At 39.9% G+C, this 23,355-nt stretch carries 17 protein-coding genes; 7 read left to right on the forward strand and 10 right to left on the reverse strand.

Annotated features, from left to right (window positions below; genetic code table 11):
• Positions 1-291: 291 nt before the first annotated feature.
• The 4 genes from FDK13_RS03455 to FDK13_RS03470 all read right to left on the reverse strand — a co-directional run bounded on the left by FDK13_RS03455 (position 292) and on the right by FDK13_RS03470 (position 7,324).
• Positions 292-1,887, reverse strand: coding sequence for a RagB/SusD family nutrient uptake outer membrane protein (locus FDK13_RS03455; protein ID WP_137338570.1), 1,596 nt, complete (start codon positions 1,885-1,887; stop codon positions 292-294).
• 72 nt (positions 1,888-1,959) lie between these two features.
• Complete coding sequence (locus FDK13_RS03460; protein WP_137338571.1) at positions 1,960-5,010, reverse strand: SusC/RagA family TonB-linked outer membrane protein; 3,051 nt, start codon at positions 5,008-5,010, stop codon at positions 1,960-1,962.
• 582 nt (positions 5,011-5,592) lie between these two features.
• Positions 5,593-6,660: a branched-chain amino acid aminotransferase gene (locus tag FDK13_RS03465; RefSeq protein ID WP_137338572.1), complete on the reverse strand. Its 1,068-nt coding sequence runs from the start codon at positions 6,658-6,660 to the stop codon at positions 5,593-5,595.
• 103 nt (positions 6,661-6,763) lie between these two features.
• Positions 6,764-7,324, reverse strand: a complete 561-nt coding sequence (locus FDK13_RS03470) for a cob(I)yrinic acid a,c-diamide adenosyltransferase (RefSeq protein ID WP_137338573.1) — start codon at positions 7,322-7,324, stop codon at positions 6,764-6,766.
• A 246-nt stretch (positions 7,325-7,570) separates the two neighbouring features.
• Between FDK13_RS03470 and FDK13_RS03475 the strand changes: the two genes are divergently transcribed.
• The 3 genes from FDK13_RS03475 to FDK13_RS03485 all read left to right on the forward strand — a co-directional run bounded on the left by FDK13_RS03475 (position 7,571) and on the right by FDK13_RS03485 (position 10,003).
• A complete protein-coding gene (locus tag FDK13_RS03475; RefSeq protein ID WP_137338574.1) occupies positions 7,571-8,095 on the forward strand; it encodes a hypothetical protein in 525 nt (174 codons plus the stop codon).
• Positions 8,096-8,101: 6 nt separating this feature from the next.
• Positions 8,102-9,337 (forward strand): S-adenosylmethionine:tRNA ribosyltransferase-isomerase, encoded by a 1,236-nt coding sequence (locus FDK13_RS03480; RefSeq protein WP_137338575.1) that lies wholly within the window; start codon positions 8,102-8,104, stop codon positions 9,335-9,337.
• 63 nt (positions 9,338-9,400) lie between these two features.
• Entirely contained in the window at positions 9,401-10,003 is a 603-nt protein-coding gene (locus FDK13_RS03485) for a Uma2 family endonuclease (RefSeq protein ID WP_137338576.1), read from the forward strand.
• Here FDK13_RS03485 and FDK13_RS03490 read toward each other — a convergent pair.
• Both FDK13_RS03490 and FDK13_RS03495 read right to left on the reverse strand, forming a co-directional pair.
• Positions 10,000-10,836 carry a BRO family protein gene (locus FDK13_RS03490; RefSeq protein ID WP_137338577.1) on the reverse strand — a complete coding sequence of 279 codons (837 nt, stop codon included), beginning with the start codon at positions 10,834-10,836 and terminating at the stop codon, positions 10,000-10,002. The two genes, FDK13_RS03485 and FDK13_RS03490, sit on opposite strands and share 4 nt — an antisense overlap.
• Before the next feature lie 138 nt (positions 10,837-10,974).
• Positions 10,975-12,741, reverse strand: a complete 1,767-nt coding sequence (locus tag FDK13_RS03495) for a discoidin domain-containing protein (protein ID WP_137338578.1) — start codon at positions 12,739-12,741, stop codon at positions 10,975-10,977.
• Positions 12,742-12,930: 189 nt separating this feature from the next.
• Here FDK13_RS03495 and tyrS point away from each other — a divergent pair, with 189 nt between their 5' ends.
• A complete protein-coding gene (gene tyrS, locus FDK13_RS03500) occupies positions 12,931-14,232 on the forward strand; it encodes a tyrosine--tRNA ligase (RefSeq protein WP_137338579.1) in 1,302 nt (433 codons plus the stop codon).
• A gap of 195 nt (positions 14,233-14,427) precedes the next feature.
• Positions 14,428-14,904 (forward strand): hypothetical protein, encoded by a 477-nt coding sequence (locus FDK13_RS03505; RefSeq protein ID WP_137338580.1) that lies wholly within the window; start codon positions 14,428-14,430, stop codon positions 14,902-14,904.
• A 116-nt stretch (positions 14,905-15,020) separates the two neighbouring features.
• Here FDK13_RS03505 and FDK13_RS03510 read toward each other — a convergent pair whose 3' ends face one another.
• The 3 genes from FDK13_RS03510 to FDK13_RS03520 form a co-directional block, all read right to left on the reverse strand.
• Positions 15,021-16,028, reverse strand: a complete 1,008-nt coding sequence (locus FDK13_RS03510) for a PorP/SprF family type IX secretion system membrane protein (protein ID WP_137338581.1) — start codon at positions 16,026-16,028, stop codon at positions 15,021-15,023.
• Positions 16,028-19,405, reverse strand: coding sequence for a PKD domain-containing protein (locus tag FDK13_RS03515; protein WP_137338582.1), 3,378 nt, complete (start codon positions 19,403-19,405; stop codon positions 16,028-16,030). Before FDK13_RS03515 ends, FDK13_RS03510 begins: the two co-directional genes overlap by 1 nt.
• A gap of 106 nt (positions 19,406-19,511) precedes the next feature.
• A complete protein-coding gene (locus FDK13_RS03520) occupies positions 19,512-20,327 on the reverse strand; it encodes a metallophosphoesterase family protein (RefSeq protein ID WP_137338583.1) in 816 nt (271 codons plus the stop codon).
• A gap of 132 nt (positions 20,328-20,459) precedes the next feature.
• Between FDK13_RS03520 and FDK13_RS03525 the strand changes: the two genes are divergently transcribed.
• Both FDK13_RS03525 and FDK13_RS03530 read left to right on the forward strand, forming a co-directional pair.
• Positions 20,460-20,915 carry a regulatory protein RecX gene (locus FDK13_RS03525; protein ID WP_137338584.1) on the forward strand — a complete coding sequence of 152 codons (456 nt, stop codon included), beginning with the start codon at positions 20,460-20,462 and terminating at the stop codon, positions 20,913-20,915.
• 138 nt (positions 20,916-21,053) lie between these two features.
• The gene (locus FDK13_RS03530) at positions 21,054-22,094 is read left to right on the forward strand and encodes a glycosyltransferase family 9 protein (protein ID WP_137338585.1); all 1,041 of its coding nucleotides are present in this window, start codon (positions 21,054-21,056) and stop codon (positions 22,092-22,094) included.
• 89 nt (positions 22,095-22,183) lie between these two features.
• On the opposite strand, the gene FDK13_RS03535 is transcribed toward FDK13_RS03530, so the two are convergent.
• On the reverse strand, positions 22,184-23,179 hold the full coding sequence (locus FDK13_RS03535) for a ribonucleoside-diphosphate reductase small subunit (protein ID WP_137338586.1): 996 nt from the start codon (positions 23,177-23,179) through the stop codon (positions 22,184-22,186).
• Positions 23,180-23,355: the final 176 nt, after the last annotated feature.

Here is a 23,355-nt window from a genome sequence, read left to right on the forward strand (position 1 = left end):
GCAGGATGCGTTATCTTAATTTATAAGGATGAATGTAAAACATTTTTATTCTTATAAATATTAAAATTAATTGAAGATATTAATTGTGTTTTCAATGTTGAGGAGTTTCGCTCCTTATGAGCATCCTGTTTATAGAAAAATCCTGGAATATTTATTTTAAAGACTCCGTAGTAGTCGCCTGTATTCTTCTTGAAACCAGGCGACTTCTACGGAGTCAGTATTTATTGCGAAATTATCGTTTCTATAAATCAGGATTCTCCTACGGAGCAAATTTTATTATTATGAATACGATTAATAACCAGGGTTTTGCTGCAATCCCCAGGTTTGTACTTCATTCAAAGGAAGAGGTAAAACCGGAATCGGATTTACACTACCTGCGATAGAATGTGCCTGAGCTCTTGTTTTGATGTCGCCGGTAAGTGAATTGATATAGGTTCCGGTGCGGATCTGATCCCACAAACGAAGTGATTCCATACCTAATTCAACGCGGCGTTCATGCAAAATGGCATCAATTAAAGCTGATCCGGTTACGGCACTTGTAATGTCAGGCAAAGCTGTTGCGGGAATATTGGTTGGGTCATAACTTGAACCACCAACTGTTGATCCCAAAGGCAAAGTAGATTTACGCGCTCTTGCACGGATTTCATTGATTGCAGCACGGGCAACGCTTTCATTTCCTGTTCTTGCAGCAGCTTCTGCTTTCATGAGCAAAACCTCTGCATAACGCATTCTGCGGATATTTTGGCCGGATGCAGACGCCTGGGCCGGTTGTACGATCGCTGCTTTTCGGTTAAGATAGCCCGTCATGTTTTCGGCGGGGAAAGCAACGGTTTGTCTTACACCAAACAAAACATCTCCGTTTCCGTAAACAGTCATGGCTTTACGAGGGTCGTTTGCTTCAAAAGCTGTCACAAGATTGGTTGTTGGATTATTGAAACCCCATCCCCATGTTGCACGGTTGTTCTGGATCACATTATTGGTAACACCGGTTTTGATAGGCCCGTACGTTTGTCCGGATTCTTTCGCCTGAATTTCGAAAACCGATTCGATATTATTTTCGCTTACCTCGTCAAAAATTGCAGCAAAATTTGCAGTTAAACCATATTGACCAGAAGTGGAAACTGCATCTGTCAAGTCATAAACCTGCTGCCATGTGTGGTTATTGGTATTGTCCATTCCCATTTGGTACATGATCGCGCGGGCAAGGTAACCGCGGGCGGCACCTTTTGTAACACGACCAAGATCTGCTGCTGCGTAAGCACTTTTCTCAGGAAGTAAAGTAATTGCCAGATTCAGATCTGCTTCAATGAAAGCATATGTTTCGGGCAAGGTTGAGCGCTTGGTAGTAGAATATTCCGAAGTTTTTACCGGTTCAGAAAATAAGGGCATCCCACCGAATAATCTTACCAGATAGAAATAATAGTAAGCGCGGAAGAAATGTGCTTCACCGGCAATTCTGTTTTTCAAAGAAGTGCTGATCGGTGCTGTTTCGATATTTTTCAAAACCCAGTTGGCACGGTAAATACCAATCCAAAGGTTACCCCAAACACCTGAAACCGGCGTATTAGTAGCAAGTGCTCTCCATTCTTTCAGGTTTTGAATATCCAAAAAGTCACTTGGCGTACTTCCTTTTTCAGCATCGTCCGACATTACATCTCCCCACATCCATTCGTAATTGTGCGGAAGGTAATTGCCAAGTCCATCCGTTCCTTCATCATAAGATGAAACGTCATAAACGGCATTGATCGCAAGAATTGAATTTGTAGAATCGGAGAAATAGTTGGTATCTGTTTCACGTCCTAGCGGTTGTTTATCCAAAAAGTCACTGCAACCTTGTAGCAGCGTAAAAGCGGCTATCAAAAGTGCGGGGAAACTATATTTTTTCATGTTTTATGGGAATTAGCTTTTAGCGATTAGCTGTTGGCTTTAACCAAATGCTGAATGGCTTTTTACAGTTTTTTAGAAATTGATATTAAGTCCGATCCTTCCTACACGTGGCTGGGGATAAGCGCCAAGGTCAACACCGAAATTCAGCGGGTTGTTGTTAAATTCTCCAATTTCAGGATCCATGCCTTTGTATTTGGTAAAAGTCAACAAGTTATCAGCCGCTACATAAACTCTGACATTGCTGATGTGCAGTTTGTCCAGAACTCCTTTTGGTAAAGTATAACCAAGAGTCAGGTTACGGAAACGAACATAATTCCCGTTGCTCACAAAACGATCGCTGAACTGGTCGTTGTTGTTTGGGTTCAACTGCGTCATACGAGGCTGATCCGTTTGCGTGTTTTCCGGCGTCCAGCGATCCATTCGGCTTGAAACAGAATTGAACATTCCGTTTGCATTGTTCATCCAGTTACCTAAACCATTAACCAATTGTACGCCCGTTACGCCTTGCAGGAAGAAACTTAAATCAAAACCTTTGTAACCAAAATTTGCGTTAAAGCCGAAAGACAGATTTGGCGTCGCACTTCCAAGATAAGTACGGTCATTGTTGTCAATTACACCGTCATTATTCGTATCCACAAACTTAACATCACCCGGTTTTGCATTTGGTTGAATCGCAGTGCCATTTTTCGAATAAGCTTCAAGATCTGCCTGAGTTCTAAAAATTCCATCCGTTTTAAGACCGTAGAAAACGGCGATTTCACGGCCAACTTCCGTACGTGTTGTTTGTCCAAGACCTGTAATATCGCCACCGGCGATTGGTTCTCCACCACCAAGGTTCGTTACTTTGTTCATGATTTTTGTCACGTTGAAGCCAACATCGTAGGTGAAGCTCTTGATCTGGTTTTTATAGCCAATCGCTAATTCGATACCTTTATTGTTCATACTTCCGGCATTAACATACGGAGGTCCAACACCTGCAAAAACCGGAATTGGTACACGAACGATCATGTTTTTGGTGTCTTTTATGAAATAATCAGCTGTTAAAGTCAAACGGTTGTTGAAGAAACCTGCATCTAAACCAAAGTTTGAACTCGTTGTTGTTTCCCATTTCAAAAGAGGATTGCTGGCCGTTGTCGGGGCAAAACCCTGAACTGCGTTATCTCCGAAAACATACATATTGTTACCGGTAACAGTTGTTGCATAACCGTAGTTAGCTGCACTGTTCTGGTTGCCAACTTGTCCCCAACCTGCACGAAGTTTCAGCTGCGTGATAGCAGGGATGCTTTTGATAAAAGATTCTTCGGCTAAGTTATAACCAGCTGCAAAAGATGGAAAAGTACCCCAGCGATTGTCCGGTAAAAAACGGGATGATCCGTCACGGCGAAGGGTTGCCGTTAAAAGAAAACGCTCGTCGAAGTTATAATTCAAACGACCAAAATAAGATTGCAAGGATTCGTCAGACTGAGTTGCTTCTACTAAATAATCCGTTCCCTTTGTAGCGGATAAATACCATTGCGATTTGTCATTCGGTACATCAAGAACTGTCAGGAACATATCGCTGTAAGTGGTACGTTGAAGCTCGAAACCCGCCATTGCGGTGAAACTGTGTTTGCCAATTGTTTTAGCGTAAGTCAGATAATTTGTCCAAACCCATCCCAATTGCTCACCTCTTCCTTCACGCAAGCTGCTGTGCTGACGTTGATCGTCATTTGCAAGATAGTATTGAGGCAAATATCTTTTTGCATGAGTCGTTTTCCAGTTTACACCAAATTGTGTACGGAAAGTCAGGCCCGGGATAATTTTTGCATCCAAAAAGAAATTGGAGTTAACCAGTGTTTCGTAAGCTTTATTGTTTTTTGCTTCGTCAACAATCCGTAGCGGATTATAAGCCCCACCTTCCGGTACAGGGCGTGTTCCGTAAAAGTTTGTAGCGGGATCCCATGCTTTTGCCAACGGGGAAACCGTCAATGCACTTGTTAAAATGCCTCCATATTGGCTGCCGGTGTATTGCGTTTTATCCGTGTTTGCATAAGCCGCGGAAAGTCCGCCGTCAAGCCATTTTGTTAAATAAAAGTCGTTGTTGAACCGTAAAAAGAATTTTTTGAGAGGTGAGTTTTTAACAATTCCGTCCTGTCCGAAATAAGTACCTGTAACGCTGTAACGGTGTTTGTCATTTCCACCCATTACGTTCAGACTGTAATTTTGAACGACACCTGTTTGCAAAACCTCATCCTGCCAGTTTGTTCCTTTATCTGTTCCTTGTTTGAATCCGTTTAATGTTTGATAAAGTTTTTCATTTGTTGGAAGAACCGTTCCGTCATTGGTATACGATTCAAGACGCAAAGTTGCATACTGACTTGCATCCAGTACATCTACTTTATTCCAGGCTTTCTGAACACCTGCATAGGTTGAAAAGGAGATTTTAGGTTCTCCGCTTTTTCCTCTTTGGGTAGTGATCAGGATAACGCCATTGGATCCGCGTGAACCATAAATTGCAGTTGCGGAAGCATCTTTCAAAATTTCCATGGATGCAATATCTCCAGGCGCCAAAAAGCTTATATCACTTGTTTGAAAACCATCTACAACATACAAAGGATCGCTGTTGTTGATCGTACCAACACCACGTATACGTACACGCACCGCTGCGCCAGGTTCTCCCGACTGACTAACAATATTAACTCCCGGTACACGCCCCTGAATTGCCTGCAAAGGATTTGAAGTAGCGATTTTAGTAATCGCTTCTGCTTTTACAGATGCTACTGCACCGGTAATATCGCTTTTTTTGGTAGTACCGTAACCTACAACAACTACTTCATCAAGCGCACGTTCATCTGAAAGCATTTTTAGAGCAAAACTTGTTTTGCCTGCGATTTCAACTTCCAGTGATTTCATTCCTACTGAACTTAAAACCAGGGTTTTTGCGTCTGCTGGAATTCCTAATGTGAATTTTCCATCCACGTCCGTCGTCGTGCCAATTGTCGTACCTTTCACCACCACACCCACTCCGGGTAATCCTTCTCCTTTTTCATCTGAGACCGTCCCGCTTATATTTTGGCTCTGGGCCATTGCCATCAGGCAACTTCCCAAAAACAAAGAGACGATCATAAGTAATCTTTTAAACATGCTTATGACTCGTTAATTGGTTTATAATTTTTAATACAAATTACTAGACTTTTTTGATCTGTAATATAGTACTATTTTATCCATTCATGGAAGTGTATAAACTTTTAGGTATGTAAATTTTGTATAAAAATTACACATTGTATTGTTATTGTATTATTCTAATGAATTAAATGGAACTTTATCGAGATAATTTGTCGTAAAAACAAAAGTAACCATTATGATATTTGATATGATACTATTACGTCAAATTGATATATATAAATTTTGATTTAATAGTAATAATTTAATAATCTAACTTTTGTCAGGATATTGTCTTGCTAACAGATGTTGCAGATTGCTAAGTATTTATGGAGTGGATAAGGCAGTAGCAGGCCAGTAAATATTGGTAAGAAAAAAAGTTTTGGCTAAAATTTGACCAGGCGAAAAGTTGATTTCCCGATTGAGCGAATTTTGCCTAATCAGAAAATGTAATTGACTTAGTAAATTAATGAAGCATTTTGAAGGAGAAAATCTATTGTAGGAACAAAAAAAATGGATGACATTGCTGCCATCCATTTTAACTTATTTATTTTTTAACCGGAACTAAACTTTCAAAGTCCAGCCGAATATATCTTCCGTTTTTCCTGTACGGATTTCAGTAAGATAATCTTTCACTTTGTTTACGAATGAATCTTCTTTCAACTCAGGAAGGGCGTAATCAACACCTTCGTAAGCGATTGTAGCAAACGGAGAAACCACTACGGCTGTTCCCGCACCAAATGCAGATTCCAAACGGTTTTCTTTCAAAGCTTCAATAATTTCCTTCACTGAAATTCTGCGTTCTTCAACCGGGATTCCCCAGTGATGCGCAATAGCTACGATACTTTTACGGGTAATTCCGTCAAGCGTTGTGTCCGATACGAAAGGTGTAACCAGTTTTCCGTCCATAACAAACATAACATTCATCGTCCCGGATTCTTCGATGTAAGCATGTTCACGGGCATCCGTCCAGATCAACTGATCGTAGCCTTCTTCCTGTGCAAGTTTTGCAGGATAAAGTGAACCGGCATAATTACCAGCGCATTTTGTTCCTCCAACTCCACCTTCGGCAGCACGGATGAAATGTGTTTCAACTTTAACACGCGGAGGCTTGGCATAATACGTCCCAACCGGGCATGTAAAGATGATGAATGTATAAGTATCAGATGGTTTTACACCGACATAGGCGTCAGTCGCAAACATATATGGACGAATATACAGTGAGCAGCCTTCCTGCGAAGGGACCCATGCTGCATCCAGGCGCAACAGTTCTGTTAAGCCACCCATGAAAACTTCCTCAGGAATTGATGGCATACACAGACGTTCCGCAGATTTGTTGAAACGTTTCCAGTTGTCAATCGCCCGGAAAAGAAGTGTGTCGCCTTCTTCGCTTTTGTAGGCTTTCATACCTTCAAAAATCGCCTGTCCGTAATGTAAAGCAGCTGTTGCAGGGCTGAGAGAAAGATCGCCGTAAGGGACGATGCGTGAATTTTGCCACTGACCATCACGGTAATCGGCAATGAACATATGGTCGGCGATGTTCCGGCCAAAAACAAGATTGTTAAAATCAACCTCTTGCAAACGTGATTTGTCCGTTTGCTTAATCTCTATTTGCAATGTGTCGGCAGTCATAAGCCCTAAATTTATGCTGAAAATTAAGTAGTTTCTAGGTTTTGTATTAGTCTCGCAATTTAATGAAATTATACTAACAAAAGGAAGATATTTAGTATAACAATTAATTTTTTGGGGCAACGCGCGGTTTCCATGTAACTTCCTCAATCCCGAGCTCAAAAGTCATGGCCCTGCATAGCATAAAAAGGTAGTCGGAGAGTCGGTTAAGGTATTTTACCACGCTGTCTTCCACCTCTTCCTGTGTTTGCAAATGAATAACACCCCGTTCAGCACGACGGCAAACGGTACGTGCTACATGGCCGAATGATACAGACTGATGGCCGCCGGGAAGTACAAACGCTCTTAAAGCCGGAACGACAACATCAATTTTATCCATTTCATTTTCAAGAAGTTTGATGTCTTCTTCTGATAGGTCAGGCAGGATTTTCCTGGTTTGCTCCGGCTCTGAGGCCAAATGGGAACCGATGGTAAACAACCTGTCCTGGATTTCCTTCAATAAATCACGACGATCTTCATTGACAGGCTGGTCACGAAGCAATCCGATATAACTGTTTAATTCATCCACAGTTCCATAGGCTTCAATGCGGATATGTGCCTTGCTGAGCCTTGTCCCGCCGATAAGAGAAGTTGTTCCTTTGTCGCCGGTTTTGGTATATATTTTCATTGAAAAGATGATTATTGTAAATTATTTCGGCGCGCTGCACCTTTATATGGATCAGAATGCTATTTAAAATGCTACAAATATTACGCCGCTCTGCGGCTTTTCTGCTGAATGTAGTATGAAATATTGATGCAGTAAGATTAATAAATTTATATACTCTTTATCTGATTAGGTTTTGGAAAGTCTCCAACCTAATTTTGCACCCGAATTTATGGCGAAAATAGAAAAGATAAGGAGGATTGTTATTTCATGAAAATTGGAACATTTAGTATAAAAGTATGGCGTTGGTTCTCAATGCTATTTGTTATCGGCTCGTTGATGTGGACTTATTCCGTTTTTCCTGAACAGGTTGCGGTGGATTTTGCAGCTTCGGGTTTGGCAGAAATCTATGTCAATAAGGAGCATTTGTTCTACATCATCATGGGTTTTTTCATCCTGAATAATGTGGTCATTTCGGCTTTTGCAAAACAGATTCCTAAAATTGATGCTTCGCATTTTCCAGTTCCAAACAGAAAAATCTGGTCGCAGCCTCAGTACCGTGATCAGCTGAACGAACATTTGATCAACTGGATCTTCTGTATTGTGGCTGGTATTAATACAGTCATAGGATTTAGTCTTTTGGCATTGGCAACGATTAACAGCAATCAGTTTAAGCTAAGCGTTTTTGACTTTGTATGGGTTTCCTATTTGGGTCTTGCTCTGTTGTTGCTGATTTTTCTTTTTCCATTGCGTTTGTTAAAAACACCAACGCCGGAAGAAGAAGATACTTACTAAGATCAGATGGAAAATAATTGGCTTGAAAGGGCTGAATCGCTTCGGATAGAATCATTTGACTATGATTTGCCAGACGAGCGTATTGCACGTTATCCATTGGATCCACGTGACGGTTCGAAACTTTTGGTATATGGCCAGGGAAATATTCAGCATCAGAAATTTACTGATTTAGTCGAAAATCTGCCTGAAAACACACTTTTGGTTTTTAATGATACCAAAGTAATTCCGGCGCGCGCTTACTTTCAAAAAGAGACGGGCGCTACGATTGAAATCCTTTTATTACATCCTGAATTACCGACAAGAATCATTAATGATGCCATGCTGGTTCGTGATTTCTGTGTTTGGGAATGTATGATCGGGAATAAAAAGCGGTTTAAATTGACAGATATCCTTTCTACTAACTTAATTGTGAATGGAAAGGCTGTGAAGCTTCAAGTTGCTTACGCTGATTATGAAAAAAATCAGGTAAAATTTTGGTGGGACCAGGATATTGAATTTCTGGATATTGTGCAAGCGTTGGGTGAAATTCCCTTGCCGCCTTATCTGAAACGCGATACTGAAGAAGGAGATAAACAAACCTATCAAACCGTGTATGCACGCCAGAACGGTGCCGTTGCTGCGCCGACAGCCGGACTTCATTTCACGGAAAATGTTTTTGAAAAACTGGATGAGAAAGGTATTCGTCGTTCATTTCTTACGCTGCATGTAGGTGCCGGAACGTTTCAACCTATTAAAGCAAACTCGGTAACTGAGCATAAAATGCATGCTGAGCAGGTTGTATATTCCCGTCAGTTAATTACTGAGTTGCTAAAAAATACAGATACTATTGTTCCGGTTGGTACTACTTCTCTGCGTTCTCTGGAAAGTTTGTATTGGTACGGTGTGAAATTGTTTCGTGCTGAAACATCTGTTTTTAATATTGAAAAGCTATATCCATATCCATTTTCTCCTGACGAACTTCCTTCGGCCAGCGAGTCATTAACAGCAATTGCTGATTATATGGATGCGCAAAAACTGAATGAAATTGTTGGTGAAACGGAGATTTTTATTTTTCCGGGCTATCAATTTCGTTTATGTAAAGGATTGATCACCAATTATCATCAGCCAGGTTCTACGCTGATTTTATTAGTAGCGGCTTTGGTAGGAGAGGATTGGCAACGGATTTATAAAGTGGCGATGGATAACGGGTACCGGTTTTTGAGTTATGGGGATAGTTCTTTGTTGTGGAGAAGTGAGGTTTAATTCCAGACCTTGCAATTGGATCAATTTTAATGTAATTTGTCTTATCAATTGTTGAAACACAGCATGGGACAAGCACAAGCATTAGAAAAAAAATATACCGTCACTGAATTTCTGGAAATGGAAGAAAAGAGTGAAATCCGTCATGAATATTATGACGGGGAAATATTTGCTATGGCGGGTACTACCATGAACCACAACAGGATTGTTAGTCGTCTTCGAGGATTTCTGGAAAGAGTTTTTTTGCCAAAAGGATGTGATGTATTTGCTGAAAATATAAAAGTTGAAGCGATAGAAAACTTCTATTACCCATATCCTGACGTAATTGTTACTTGTGCTCCTGATGATGTTAATGGAATCTACATTGTAAAACACCCGAGTATTCTGGTTGAGGTTTTATCAAAATCATCTGCAAATTACGACCGGGGATTCAAATTGAGAAGATACAAGGAAATAGTGTCTCTTCAATATTATGTTCTGGTTTCTCAATTTGAATGTCTGGTAGAACTCTATACACGCACAGATCAGGTAGGTGTCTGGACTTATCAATCTTTTGATAAACCAGATGCAGTTATTTCTTTTGATCTTTTAGATTTTAGAATGCCGGTTTCATCAGTTTATGAAGGAATTGTATTTTTGGAAGAAGAAAAGCCGGAGTTTGAGATTTAGTCATTTCCCTGAGAGATTTCTTTTAGGCCAACACCGGGCGGTAAAAAATTCTCGCCTGTTATCACACTTTTTCCCGTTTGTCCTTCAAGTTCTTTTCTAGCATTTTTAGCTACCGCACCACCTTTTTTGCTCGCTTTTGCATTTTCATTCATGCCTTTTGCTTCTTCACTTTCGGCAATTTGTCTTGTTGATAATTCTGCTAAGGCGGTGAAGATTAGCTCCGCTTCGCTCATGTGATCCCGAAGGTTTTGCGTTTTCAAACCTTTCAGGTCTTTATGTTTTTTTACTGTTAACCCGGTCCATTCTTCGTGGATGATGTTTGTTAACAAAGCGAATTCATCTTTTTTCTCAACGCCGCTGTCTTTCCAATAATCGGTTAATTTATTCCGGGTTTCCTGGCCCGTCATTCTTTGCTGAATCCATTTTTCACTTCGGCCCAGTTTTTGCCAATTCTCTCTGGCGCGGTCAAGGCTTTGTTCTGGATTCGCAATTTCCTGCATACGCTCGTAGCCAACTTTTGCAAGCCATTGTTTAAAGGGTTCGGCTTTTGGTGAGGGTACTGATTGAATGATTCTTAAAAGTTGTTCAGTATCAGCAACATCTGTTAAACGCATTTTACCATCAGCTGCAACCATTTTCAAACCGTGACAGTTTGTCACGGTTTGATTTCCTTCCTTTTTAAGACGTTCTTTTAACTTACGCCAATATGCTAGCGGATCAATACTTTCTGTCAGAATAGCTACCACGTCAGTAATGCTAAAATACCAAACCTCTTTCTCTGCATCCCAATGGCTACGAACTTTCTTTTCTTCAAATAATTTAATATTACTCATATCAGTAGTGTTGATGCATTTGATTTACAGGCCTCACCAAAAATTGGGCTGGCTTTAACATAAATCAAATATACAATTTAGCTTTTGCACCTCCGCGGTGAAAGTTGATATAAGCAAACTTTGAATAAAATGTGAAAATTACTTTATGTTAATAACCTCACTTACCGCCGAAACTCCATTTTCATCAAAAGTTTCAATGGCAAAATAGTAAGGCACGCCAACGTTCAACGCCCGAAGTTCAAAGGTATTTGGCTCGTCGTTCCAGAACTGATAGGTTTGATACAATTTGTCTGGTGCAATTCCCCACAGCACATTATAACCCACAGCACCCGGTACTTTTTCCCAGCTTAAATCTACATTTCTCTGATCTTTCTGGCGAATAGCGGTAAACTTTTTTGGCGTGGCTGGTGCTTTTTCAAAACCATTTCCGAAAATCCTGAGCTCACTTATTGCAAGATTAGGCGAGGCAACATGCCCATGTTTATAGCGAACATAACGCGCCTTAACAGGTTTAGGTAATTCGATGTACGCGCACGGACGATCCCTTTTTGGCTCTTGGGTAAGATCACTTACAACTTCCCATTTTTTACCATCGGAGGAAACCAGAATTTTAAATTCAGTATAAACCTGTTCCGGCTTATTATCAAAAATATCAGATTTATAATCCGTATAATTAACCTGAATTGCCTTTATTTCCTGTTCTTTTTGAAGATCAATGGTTAATGTTTCCCCGGCTTTATTTTGTTTCGCGGCCCAAAAAGTTCTTGGATTTTCATCGGTGATTTTACTAGCCGACATAGTGTCCAATGTTGAGGATGCTGTAACTGGTTTTTTGTAAGACAAAAGCATCCAGCCCGTAAACAATTCATCGCCTTTTCCATTCCATTTTTTGGTAGTCATTTTATGTGGAAAATCGCCAAAACGTGTGTTGGCAAACATTTGTCCGTCTTTATCAAACCCTGCCGGATGCATTACAATTCGTCTTTCCATGGCCCAGTTTAACCCTATCCAGGATGTACCGGTATTCCAGTAATTGCCATAATTATCCTGAAAAGTATTTCCATGGCCTGCGCCGGTTGCAAATCCTCCGGGTTTGTATGAAACCGGATTGTATGGAGCATAAGTAAATGGTCCAAGCGGATCATCAGCCAGATAAGTTCCATTTGCATAAACGTTATACTCTGTTCCCGGAGCGCCGTATTGCAGGTAATATTTTCCGTTATATTTTGTCATCCAGGCACCTTCGGTAAAAGGTTTGAACGGATCAGAATGATTTGGGCCAAATCTTTCCCAACCGTGTTCATATTGATTTAACCAGAACATGGATTTGTACTGATCTTTAAAAGCCAGTTTTTTTGAATGATCCAGTTCCGCACCGAAAATCGGATAAACATTAGACGAGCCCCAATACATAAACCAGCGATTTGTATCCGGATCGTGAAAAAGTGCAGGATCCCATGGACCGATATCTTTGGGCAGCCGTGGCGTCCAGCGGTTATAAAATTCCCAGATTCCTTTTTCGGGAGCTACGGAATAAAGGATTGGACGCGACTCAAAAGTCGATTGAAATAAAAATAATGTATCGTTTACTGAAACCGCTGCCGGCGCGCACATATCTTCAAAAGGCCAGCGGTTTGCAGTTGTATATTTCCAGTTCAGCATATCTTTTGAATGCCAATAGCCGCCGGAAATGGTTACAAATAGAAAATATTCTGATTTGTGATTTACAATTACCGGATCAGCGCCGGAGCGGTAGGAGATCTTTTCATTCAATTGTTCGAAATTGTATTTGTAATCAATGTCCATTGGGTTGCAATACGTTGTTGGCTGCTGGGCAAAATCCGGGATAGAGATAATACAAAGAATTGCAATCAGATAAGATGAAGTGTTCAATTTTGAGAGCATGTGTATGAGTGATATTTGTTAAATAATTTCTCTTTATAGTTCTAAAATAAAAACTTTATTCAACAATAACGAAGGAATGAGTTTCTAAATTTCAATCTTAAAATCAGATACCTTTTCTAAATCTGCGACGTTTGCCAAAATCAATCTATCTTTGCACCTTGATTTTAAAAATTGCCAAATAGTATAAAAATGAGAACCGATTTCATTGAAGAATTGCGCTGGCGCGGCATGTTGCACGACATGATGCCAGGGACGGACGAGCAACTTAATAAAGAAATGACCGCCGGTTATATCGGTTTTGACCCTACGGCTGCTTCCCTGCATATCGGTAACCTGGCGACGATTATGTTGCTGGTTCATTTACAAAAAGCGGGTCATAAACCAATCGCACTGGTAGGAGGGGCAACAGGAATGATCGGAGATCCATCATTCAAAGCGTCAGAACGTTCATTTTTGGATGAAGATACTTTGCGTATTAACCAGGAAGGAATCCGTAAACAATTGGAGCAATTTCTTGATTTTGACTGCGGTGAAAATTCAGCTGAAATGGTTAACAATTACGACTGGTTCAAAGAAATTGGATTTCTTCAATTTCTTCGCGAAGCAGGTAAGTATTTGTCGGTTAACTATATGATGTCCAAAGATTCTGTAAAAAAACGCCTGGAGACGGGGATTTCCTTTACTGAATTTTCATACCAGCTTTTGCAGGGTTACGACTTTTATCATTTATACAAACATAAAAATGTCCGTCTTCAAATGGGCGGTTCGGATCAGTGGGGTAATATCACGACTGGGACTGAAATCATTCGCCGGAAGGAAGGAGACGAAGAAGGTTATTTTAAAGCTTACGCTTTAACAACGCCTCTTGTGACAAAATCGGATGGTTCGAAATTTGGAAAAAGCGAAGGCGGAAATATCTGGCTGGATCCTGCAAGAACTTCGCCTTTTGAATTTTACCAATTTTGGCTAAATCAAAGTGACGAAGATTCTCCAAGATATTTGCGTGTTTTTTCTCTTAAATCAAAAGAAGAAATCGAAGCTTTGGAAAGCAGTCACGCCGCTGAACCGCATTTGAGAATTATGCAAAAAGCGTTAGCAGCAGAGTTGACTATCCGTATCCATTCAGAACGTGATTATCAAATGGTGTTAAAAGCTTCGGACGTTTTGTTTGGAAAAGCGACTTTGGAAATGCTTCAGAGTATAGCACTTGATGAGTTTGATACGATTTTTAACGGAGTACCGCAAACAGAAATTAGCCGTGCCGATTGGGATTCCTGTCTAAATTTGCTTGATCTGATTTCGACAGTAACGAAATCAGAAATATATCCGTCAAAAGGAGAAGCCCGCCGTGCTTTACAACAAAATGCGGTGAGTATTAACAAAGTAAAAGTATCATCTCCGGAACAATCTCTGGCGGATTTTCAGTTATTGCAAGACCGGTTTATTCTCGTGTCAAAAGGGAAGAAAAATCATTTGATCAAAGTTATATAAATTGAAAGGGGATAAAGGCCTTTTCTATTTATAAGCAAATCTGTCAAATGGAATTTAGGCGAAGAGTCTTCATCTTTGTTAAAAGCTTGTCATGTTTGAATATAGAAAACACTTATATTCAAACATGACAAGCTAAAAGAAAATTATGTTAAATTCAGCTGAGGATTGTTTGTTAAATTGATAACCATAATTTTTATGGAACAGGAATTGTATAATTTACTCAGCGTTATTGTTTCAATTGTTACTTTAATTTTTACGGTTATTGGACTTTATGCCGTATACATCCAAATTCGGAAAATTAGGGAAACCGCATGGAGTAATACGCATAGCAAACTCTGTGATCAAAGTTTTGAATTACTTAGATTTTTTAGTGATAATCCTAACTGCTATGATTATCTGTATAAGGGAAAAGAATTAGATGAAAATTCGCCAGACAGGGTCTTTATTTTATTGGCAACAGAAGCTCTGGCCAATTTTATGGAGCATATCATTTTACAAAAGGATAATTTACCAACCAAACAATGGGATGTATGGAGGCGCTTTGTTTATACAGAGTTTAAGTGCTCTATTGTTGTAAGGAATTTTATATTGGAAAATAGAGAATGGTATTCACTGGAATTACTGGAGATTGCTGACGAGTGTAAAATTCTATACAGTATTAAAAGTAAATAAGTAAGAGCTTAATTTAATAAATGTTTTATGACTGATTTTAAAAGGGAAGAAAAACCATTTGATCAAAGTTATATAAATTGAAAAGGCGAGGTGGCTGCTAATCACTTCGCCTTTCTTTAATATCTAAGACATTTTCGTCCTCTTCGATCCTGAGACCCTTTTCCTGAAAAGCGAAAAAGTGCATCAATTCCATACCAGATCGATATTTCAAAAGCTCCGGTATCTAATCCCAAAGAAGAAACCGGCAGATCATAACTTGCCTGGAATAACATATTACCACTTGCCCAGCCAACTGTTCCAATAGCAGCATCGCGTCTGGTATTTCCCAGAATCATTCCCCGGTACCATAATCCAACCAGCAAAGGCGAGTACAGAATATTAAATCCGGCATCCATTTGTCTGCTGACACCTTGTTTTCGAACCTGAACCGCAATATTTAATGCACTTTCCCTATTCATGTCACGACCAAGATTGTTGCCGAAAAAAGCAGGAATTTCAATCGGGATTTTAGTGCCAAGCTGAAAATTGATACGTTGATGTTCAATGCTTACATTATCATTGATGCCGATATTGTGCCAGGCACCGGAGAGCCAGACAGAAATATCTTCTTCATATTTTGGTACATATTCCAAAACCACGCCGGCCGATAAAGTTAATTTATTACTGGATAATCCATTCGTTGCCATCGGATCATTGCTGCCCAAAAAGTGAGAAACGTATGTTAAATCACTTCCATTCCAACTGCTGGACGTCCATGTTCCCTGTAAACCACCAATTAATCTCAGCTCTTTTTGCCCATCAAGAAATACCATTTTAGAAATTTGAGCCGAAAGCTGGTCACTTTTTAAGGCAGGTCCACGCTGGTCATGCATGGCCTGAAACCCTAAACCAACGGCTGCATCTTCTGCGTATGTATCAAAAGAAAAAGCTGCTGTTTGAAACGGAATTCCTATAGAAGCCCATTGATTTCTATAATTGGCAATAAATCGAGGAGTTCCGGCATCGCCCGCATAGGCCGGATTGGTATAAAGCGGATTTGAATAAAATTGTGAAAACTGCGGTGCCTGAGCATATGCCCGCAAATAAGCAATTGATATAATGATAGAGAGTAGAAGTTTTTTCATTAACGAATTAGATAAAGGTTGCCTCTTAACTTGTCAGAAATCCGGTTGTCGATATACAAAATTTCAGCTTCATACACATACAAGTCCGCAGGCAAGGGATTTCCTTTCAATGTTCCATCCCAGGATTCATCGGGTCGCTGACTTCCAGGAGGCACTTTTTTCATTTCAAATACCATTTCTCCCCAACGGTTGCGTATTTTCATCGAAATAATTTCCTGAATACCTTTTCCAAAAAGTGTATAACGGTCACCAAATCCGTCGCCGTTCGGAGTGAATGCTTCCGGAATGTCAACCTGACAATCGACAACTACAAATGCTGCTGATTTTTCAATAGAATCAAGACAGACGCCGCCTTTTCCGACTACAAGTTTTATTCCGTACAATCCTTTATCAAAAGGCAAAGCAGGATTTTTGGCATCAGAAGTTTTTCCATCGCTGAAATACCATTTGAAACTATCCGCATTGTTGGAAAGACTGATTAAACTGGCTGGTCCGGGAGCGCAAATGAGCGAATCCCCGTTCATTTTAAATTGTGCAATGACCGGTGATAAAACCGAAACCGTAATCTTTTTCAAATCAACTTTGCAGGATTTCGAGCCACGATATCCGGTTAGTTTTACGGTGAAATTTCCTTCCGTCGCATAAGCATGTGTAGGAGAATAATTCAAAGTATCCAGTGCGGTTCCGTCTCCAAAGTCCCAGATGAAATCAAGCTGCGTATCTGATTTATTCGTAAACTGAACCGTTTCACCCTCGCAAACTACCGGCGCTCCAACAAAATCTCCCGCTGGTGAAGTTGTGGTTTTGATAGTCAACTGAGTAGAATCGTAACCACAAGCAGTGTAAGCGATCAGGGTAACCTTATAATCTCTTTTGGCTTGTGTAAATGCATGCGTTGGATTGGGTAAAGTCGATATCGTTCCATCGCCAAATTTCCAGACCCAGCGATTTGGTTTTGGTACGGTAGCATCTGTAAATTGTACCATTTCACCAGGACAAACCTCCGATTTTGAAATGGTGTATAAGGCCTTAACTGTTGTTGGGTAAACCTGGATTTTAACTTCATCTGCATCCTGGCCACATGCGCTGGTTACTTCCAGTCTGACTGTGAAAGTCCGGGCATTGTCTTTCGCAGAAAAAGAATGATAAACGGTATCGCTCCCTGTCTGACGAGTGATGCCATCACCGAAAGTCCATTTTGAAAGGTTTTTGTCAATGCCAGAAGACCGGTTTGAAAATAACAATTGCGCTGGTGTGCAGCGCAAAGTTGTCGAATCAACACCAATCTCAGCTTTTGCCAGCGGACGTACTACTATCTTTTTTGTTTCTGTTTGCTTTCCACAACTGTTATTCGCCGACACAATCACTGAAAAAGTGGTGTCTTTTTTAGACTGATTGATGAAAACTTTTGAAGCGGGCTGAAAACCGGTATAACTGCTTCCATCACCAAAATCCCAGGAATAGGTAACTGCCTGATTTGAGGTTCCGGTCACCTTAAATGATACATTTAAAGGAGAGCATCCAAGCGTTTCCGAAGGGATGAAGCTAATGGTTGCCGGAGGCGCGGTAACAGTTATATCTTTTTGAAGCGTATCCGCGCAATTTCCAGCTTTTGCAATAAGTATGATTTTATTTAAACCTGTTGTCAATGTCAATTGCGGATTGACGTCAGTAGAAGCACTTTTCCCGTTAACAAACCATACATAAGTATTTGCTGATGTTGAATTATTTTTGGGAGAAAAACTGGTACCGCTGCAACCTGCATTTAGAACAAAATCTGCCTTTGGGCTTCCAACTGTCACTTTCACATTTGCAGAAGCTTTGCAACCGGTTTGATTACTCACTTCATAATTTAGATTTATCTGGGTAACAGTCAGGCTCTTCGTAATCAACGTATCATTTTTGATACAATTGTTACAATCAGAAGTAGACCACTTTCCGCCCAAAGGGACACCTTGCAGTTTTAGGAAATCAGTTCCGCTGCAAATTGTCTGGTCAGAAACGGTTACCTGGACACCTTCAGCTTTAATTTGCACAACGTCAGAAACCAGACATTTTCCCGTTCCTTTTGTATAGGTTAAGGTATAGCTTCCGGCAGTTTTTGGTATAAAAACTTTTAAACCATTCACCGTTTCAACCCCATTGGTACTCCATTCTCCACCCGACTGATCTGCACTTAATGTGATAGGTATCGTGCTAACACATAACGTGGTGTCTTTTGAAAAAGTGAGAATATTGACAGGTTTGGCTTCCGAAACGGAAAATGTATCACTAACCATTTGGGCACCGCAGGCATTTGTCATGCTCGCGGTAACAATATATGGTGCGGCAGATAACGGCAAAGAAATTGCCTGATCCGGTGCAATTGTTTTCCCGTTTAAAGTATAGGCTGCACCCGTTACCGGACTGCTTATTTTATATTGAATCGCTTCGCAAACATCGGGTTGGGGAACGAGTTTTGGAGCTTCTGGATCAATAACTTTATACTTCCGGATAACGACAGATTCTCCGCAATTATTTGAGGCTCTGAGCCTGATCGTATATTCCTTTTTTTCTTTAAACTGAACTTTGATAAGACTTGAATAATTGGTGGTTTTATCCAGAAAATCGTATTGTCCTCCCGAAATTTCCCAATAATAATTGGTTTCATCCGTCGAAATGGAGCCGTCCATCGTCAAAGTGGCGCCGTTGGAAATACATATCGCCGTGTCTTTGTTAGCAACAGAAAAGCCGGTTGCGCTGAAATTGGCAACGGGTTTCTTGCTTAGTTTAAAGTCAATTTCGTTGCTGCTGGTACCGCAGGTTTTGGAAGTGGCGGTAAGTTTGACTTTGTAGGTCTGGTTTGGGTCTGTAAATTGAATAGACGGATAGGTTTCGGTACTTGAACGGCCATCGCTGAATTGCCAGAGAAAAGCAATATCAGAAGAAACAGGACAACTATTGTTGCTTATGGATAAATAGGAACCTTCGCAAGCAGCCTGGACAAAGGGTCTGGCTTCCGGTTTTTTGTTGAATGTGACACGAAAACCTTTATTATCATTGGGACAGGTGGCATTTTCTACAAAAATGCTCACCTTAAATTCGCCGTTGGAGCAATTTCGTATAAAACTTCTTAGATCATAATTATGATTCAGGGTAACGGTAGCGTTTAGCGTTACCGCTTCTATTTTTCCATCACCCCAGTCGACACTATATTTTTTGTCGGCACAAGGACCAGGCGTAATTTTTACACAAAGGCTGTAAAGGGAATCGCTTGGAGCTACACATACGATACCTGTTCCGGTACCATCGCAGGTTGTTATGTCCACACGCTCTTGAGCGTGCGCAAAAAAACTTAACAGTACTAAAAATAAAGTACAGGTAAAGAATAATTTCAAATTTCAAGAATTTTTATAGAGGTGGTCTGAATTTTAAATCAGAACGGAAGGTATATAATTCTTAAAACATTGTAACCATTAATTACATAATTGTATACGAAAGTTTTTATTTTTTCCCTGAAAAAGAATTAAGAATTGGTGCCGCAGTTGGATTATATTGATAGGTCTGCCAGGTTTCATCCTGGAAAATTTCCACAACCCGATATCCTTTATAAGTGGTTCCCCAGTTTCCGCCGAAGTGTCCGTCAAAGAAATACGGTTTTCCGCCCAATGTTTTCTGGCTGTCCTGATCGTGATCGTGGCCGTGAAAAATTGCTTTAACATTAGGCGTTTTTTCAAATAATGTTGTCACTTCTTTACAATCAACGCCACCGGAAGTCCATTTTTCTGGTGTAATGTGCAGGAAAATGTAGATCCCTTTTGCGGCGGAATATTTAGTGATTTCAGATCTTAGCCATTGAATATCAGGGCAAACGTATTCTCCTTTTTCATTTGAAGTGTCACCAAGTATAAAAGCATATTCACCCTTTGCAAAACTGTGATTGGTAGAATATCCCCAAGTGCTTTGCCAAACATCAACACCTACTTTATCGTGATTCCCGCGTGTTACATAATACGGAACGCGTAGGTTTTCCAAAGTTGATTTAACATCATATAAAAGTGTCGGGTCATCGTGAATTAAATCTCCGTTGATCACTGTAAAGTCTACACCTTTTTGTACTTTTTCCTGATTGATCCAGCCGATTAAGTCGCTGTGAAATGCTTTGAAATCTGTATTGGGCTGACCGTAATGTCCGTCTGAGGCAACTATAAAGCGTAAAGCCAACTTAGCTGTACTTGGCTCATTTTCAGCTAAATTCAGAAATGGCAGTCCGGATATTGCAGGAAAAAACTTTAAAAAGGTACGTCTTTCAAAAATCATATAGGTTAATCGTTTAGGGCGCCTCGCGGATATTTTTATTGATGTTTTATCAAAAATAGTTATTCATAGTTGATATTTTATCTTTATTCTTGCGTCTCAATGTGAAATAAATATAATCACCATAATTTCGGCATGGATCGTCTCATTCTTCAAAAAGCAGCCTCTTATTGCGCCTATCAGGAACGAACTCAGGATGAGGTTAGAAAGCGGTTACAAAAATGGGAGGTTTGGGGTGAAGAAGCCGATGAAATCATTGCTGAATTAATCACGATGAATTATTTGAGTGAAGAGCGTTTTGCTAAAACCTATGCAGGAGGAAAATTCCGAATGAAAAACTGGGGCAAAATGAAGATCAAACAGGAACTTCATCGCCGCGGACTTACTGAATATAGTATTCAGCAGGGGATGAAAGAAATTCCGGAGCAAGCTTATCAAACCGGCCTGAAGGAATTATTAACCAAAAAAAGAGAACTTTTGGTTCGCACGGAAACTGATAAATTTAAGCTCAAACAAAAATTGGCCCGCTTCGCGTTGGGAAAAGGTTATGAAAGCGAACTGGTTTGGAAAACGATAGAAGACCTTTTATGATCTAGTCACCGATTTTATGATATTTTAACTATATTATGTAGAGAATTGCACCAAAAACAGTAAATTTTACTATATTCATTACGTTAATGGCTCAATAATTTAAGAAGAAAAATAAAATGCCAAAGAAGTGAGTGGCCAATGATAATTGAAGAAATGTTGAAAAAAAAGCTTAAAATTCTTGTCAGCCGAACGGATGCAATCGGAGATGTGATTCTGACAATTCCTGTCTGTGATATTTTAAAAGAAAATAGAGATATTTCTGAGGTGCATTTTTTAGGGAAATCCTATACAGAAGATGTTGTCAGAACCTGTACTGCAATAGATAAGTTTGTGAATATTGATGTAATAAACAAACTGGATTATAACGATCAGATAGCATTTTTGAAAAAGGAGAAATATGACGCCATTATTCATGTTTTACCAAATAAAAAAATAGCAAAACTGGCACAGGATGCCAAAATTCCGATTAGAATTGGTACCACAAATCGCTGGTTTCACTGGATGACATGCAATAAACTGGTCAAACTAAGCCGCAAAGGATCAGATTTACATGAAGCTCAATTAAATATTAAGTTATTAAAAGCACTTGAATTTGATGAGCCTGTACCGTTGAACGATATATTCCGTCATTTCAGGATGACTAATATTTCGCCTTTACCAAAGCGGTTACTCGCTTATTTGCAAAAGGACAGGCTGAATATTATTTTACATCCAAAATCCAACAAAAGTGCGAGAGAATGGGGCCTGGAAAATTTTGCCGATCTGATTCATCTTTTACCAAAGGATAAATATAAAATTTTTATTTCCGGAACGAAGGCAGATGGCGTTTCCATGCGCGGCTGGCTCGCTCAGCTGCCGGAACATGTGGTGGACATGACGGGAATGATGAGTCTGAGAGAATTTATTTCTTTTATTTATTATTCCAACGGTTTAATCGCTGCGAGTACGGGGCCTTTACATATTGCTGCTGCGCTTGGTAATAATGCCCTTGGCTTATATCCGCCGATGCGTCCTCTTTTCCCCAGACGCTGGGCGCCAATAGGGCCGAAGGCTTCTTTTTTGGTTGCACATTCTGCTTGTAACAAATGTGAAAATGATGTTTCAAAATGCGAATGTATGAAACAGATTTCTCCTGTGGAAGTTGCGTCGGAGATAGGGAAGTGGAGAAAACCGGGCTGAGATTGAAAATAACCAATTGGAAATCAAGAAAAGGGGAAACCTTATAATTATCTAAAAAATTGATTTTAGATAATTATAAGGTCGGTTTATCAGAAATCTGAATCAAAGGAAATTTTGTGTCCCGAATCTTTATCTTGCAAACCGCTCATAACACCCGCTTTTTGATAGTCGCCAACGCGTTTTTCAAAAAAGTTGGTTTTTCCCGGTAAAGAAATTAATTCCATGAAATCAAACGGATTAGCAGAACCGAATTGTTTTGGGCAACCCAAACGTTCAAGCCAGAAATCAGCAATATATTCGATATACTGGTTCATCAGATCTGCGTTCATGCCAATCAGCGAAACGGGCAGAGCCGAAGTAACAAATTCCTGTTCTATTTTTACTGCGTCCATCATAATTTCAATTACTCTTTCCTGAGGCAACTGGTTTACGATATGCTGCGTATATAACAGACAGGCAAATTCGCAATGAAGTCCTTCGTCTCTGGAAATCAGTTCGTTGGAGAATGACAAACCTGGCATTAATCCACGTTTTTTCAACCAGAAAATAGAGCAGAAAGATCCTGAAAAGAATATACCTTCAACAGCTGCAAAAGCGATAATTCTTTCCGCAAATACAGGACTATTAATCCATTTCAATGCCCATTCTGCTTTTTTCTGAACGCAGGGAACAGTATCGATCGCGCGAAGAAGATAATCTTTTTCAGTCGGATCTTTAATATAGGTATCAATCAGCAGAGAGTATGTTTCGGAATGGATATTTTCCATAGCGATCTGGAAACCATAGAAACATTTTGCCTCTGCATATTGTACTTCGCTAAGAAAGTTTACAGCAAGGTTTTCATTAACAATACCGTCGGACGCTGCAAAAAATGCAAGAATGTGAGATATGAAATGGCGCTCGCCGTCATTCAGGTTTTCCCAGTCTTTTTGATCCTGCGATAAATCAATTTCTTCCGCAGTCCAGAACGACGCTTCATGACGTTTGTACATTTCCCATATATCCATGTGTTTGATAGGAAATAAGACAAAGCGCAATGGATCTTCTATCAACAGGGGTTCCTGTTTTGTAACTTCTTGTGACATAGTTAATTCAAATTATTTATACGGACCAGATCATCGATTGCAGCATGGCGGACATTACATTAGTTTGATTGCTGCTGAAAACAAATCTACATGCTTTGAGCCGGAATTTCAAGGAGAATTGAATCAAATTACGTCTTATTTAGAAATATTCTGTCAAAGAATTCTTTAACTTTGTA

Origin of the sequence: Dyadobacter frigoris (assembly GCF_005280585.1) — a bacterium.
Taxonomy (GTDB): Bacteria; Bacteroidota; Bacteroidia; order Cytophagales; family Spirosomataceae; genus Dyadobacter; species Dyadobacter frigoris.

Bases quoted from the DNA above. Each gene is read 5' to 3' on its own strand.
- FDK13_RS03495 (WP_137338578.1), bottom strand. From the start codon at position 12,741: ATGCTCTCAAAATTGAACACTTCATCTTATCTGATTGCAATTCTTTGT.
- FDK13_RS03480 (WP_137338575.1), top strand. From the start codon at position 8,102: ATGGAAAATAATTGGCTTGAAAGGGCTGAATCGCTTCGGATAGAATCA.
- tyrS (WP_137338579.1), top strand. From the start codon at position 12,931: ATGAGAACCGATTTCATTGAAGAATTGCGCTGGCGCGGCATGTTGCAC.
- FDK13_RS03505 (WP_137338580.1), top strand. From the start codon at position 14,428: ATGGAACAGGAATTGTATAATTTACTCAGCGTTATTGTTTCAATTGTT.
- FDK13_RS03490 (WP_137338577.1), bottom strand. From the start codon at position 10,836: ATGAGTAATATTAAATTATTTGAAGAAAAGAAAGTTCGTAGCCATTGG.
- FDK13_RS03520 (WP_137338583.1), bottom strand. From the start codon at position 20,327: ATGATTTTTGAAAGACGTACCTTTTTAAAGTTTTTTCCTGCAATATCC.
- FDK13_RS03530 (WP_137338585.1), top strand. From the start codon at position 21,054: ATGATAATTGAAGAAATGTTGAAAAAAAAGCTTAAAATTCTTGTCAGC.
- FDK13_RS03485 (WP_137338576.1), top strand. From the start codon at position 9,401: ATGGGACAAGCACAAGCATTAGAAAAAAAATATACCGTCACTGAATTT.
- FDK13_RS03535 (WP_137338586.1), bottom strand. From the start codon at position 23,179: ATGTCACAAGAAGTTACAAAACAGGAACCCCTGTTGATAGAAGATCCA.
- FDK13_RS03465 (WP_137338572.1), bottom strand. From the start codon at position 6,660: ATGACTGCCGACACATTGCAAATAGAGATTAAGCAAACGGACAAATCA.
- FDK13_RS03460 (WP_137338571.1), bottom strand. From the start codon at position 5,010: ATGTTTAAAAGATTACTTATGATCGTCTCTTTGTTTTTGGGAAGTTGC.
- FDK13_RS03470 (WP_137338573.1), bottom strand. From the start codon at position 7,324: ATGAAAATATATACCAAAACCGGCGACAAAGGAACAACTTCTCTTATC.
- FDK13_RS03525 (WP_137338584.1), top strand. From the start codon at position 20,460: ATGGATCGTCTCATTCTTCAAAAAGCAGCCTCTTATTGCGCCTATCAG.
- FDK13_RS03455 (WP_137338570.1), bottom strand. From the start codon at position 1,887: ATGAAAAAATATAGTTTCCCCGCACTTTTGATAGCCGCTTTTACGCTG.
- FDK13_RS03475 (WP_137338574.1), top strand. From the start codon at position 7,571: ATGAAAATTGGAACATTTAGTATAAAAGTATGGCGTTGGTTCTCAATG.
- FDK13_RS03510 (WP_137338581.1), bottom strand. From the start codon at position 16,028: ATGAAAAAACTTCTACTCTCTATCATTATATCAATTGCTTATTTGCGG.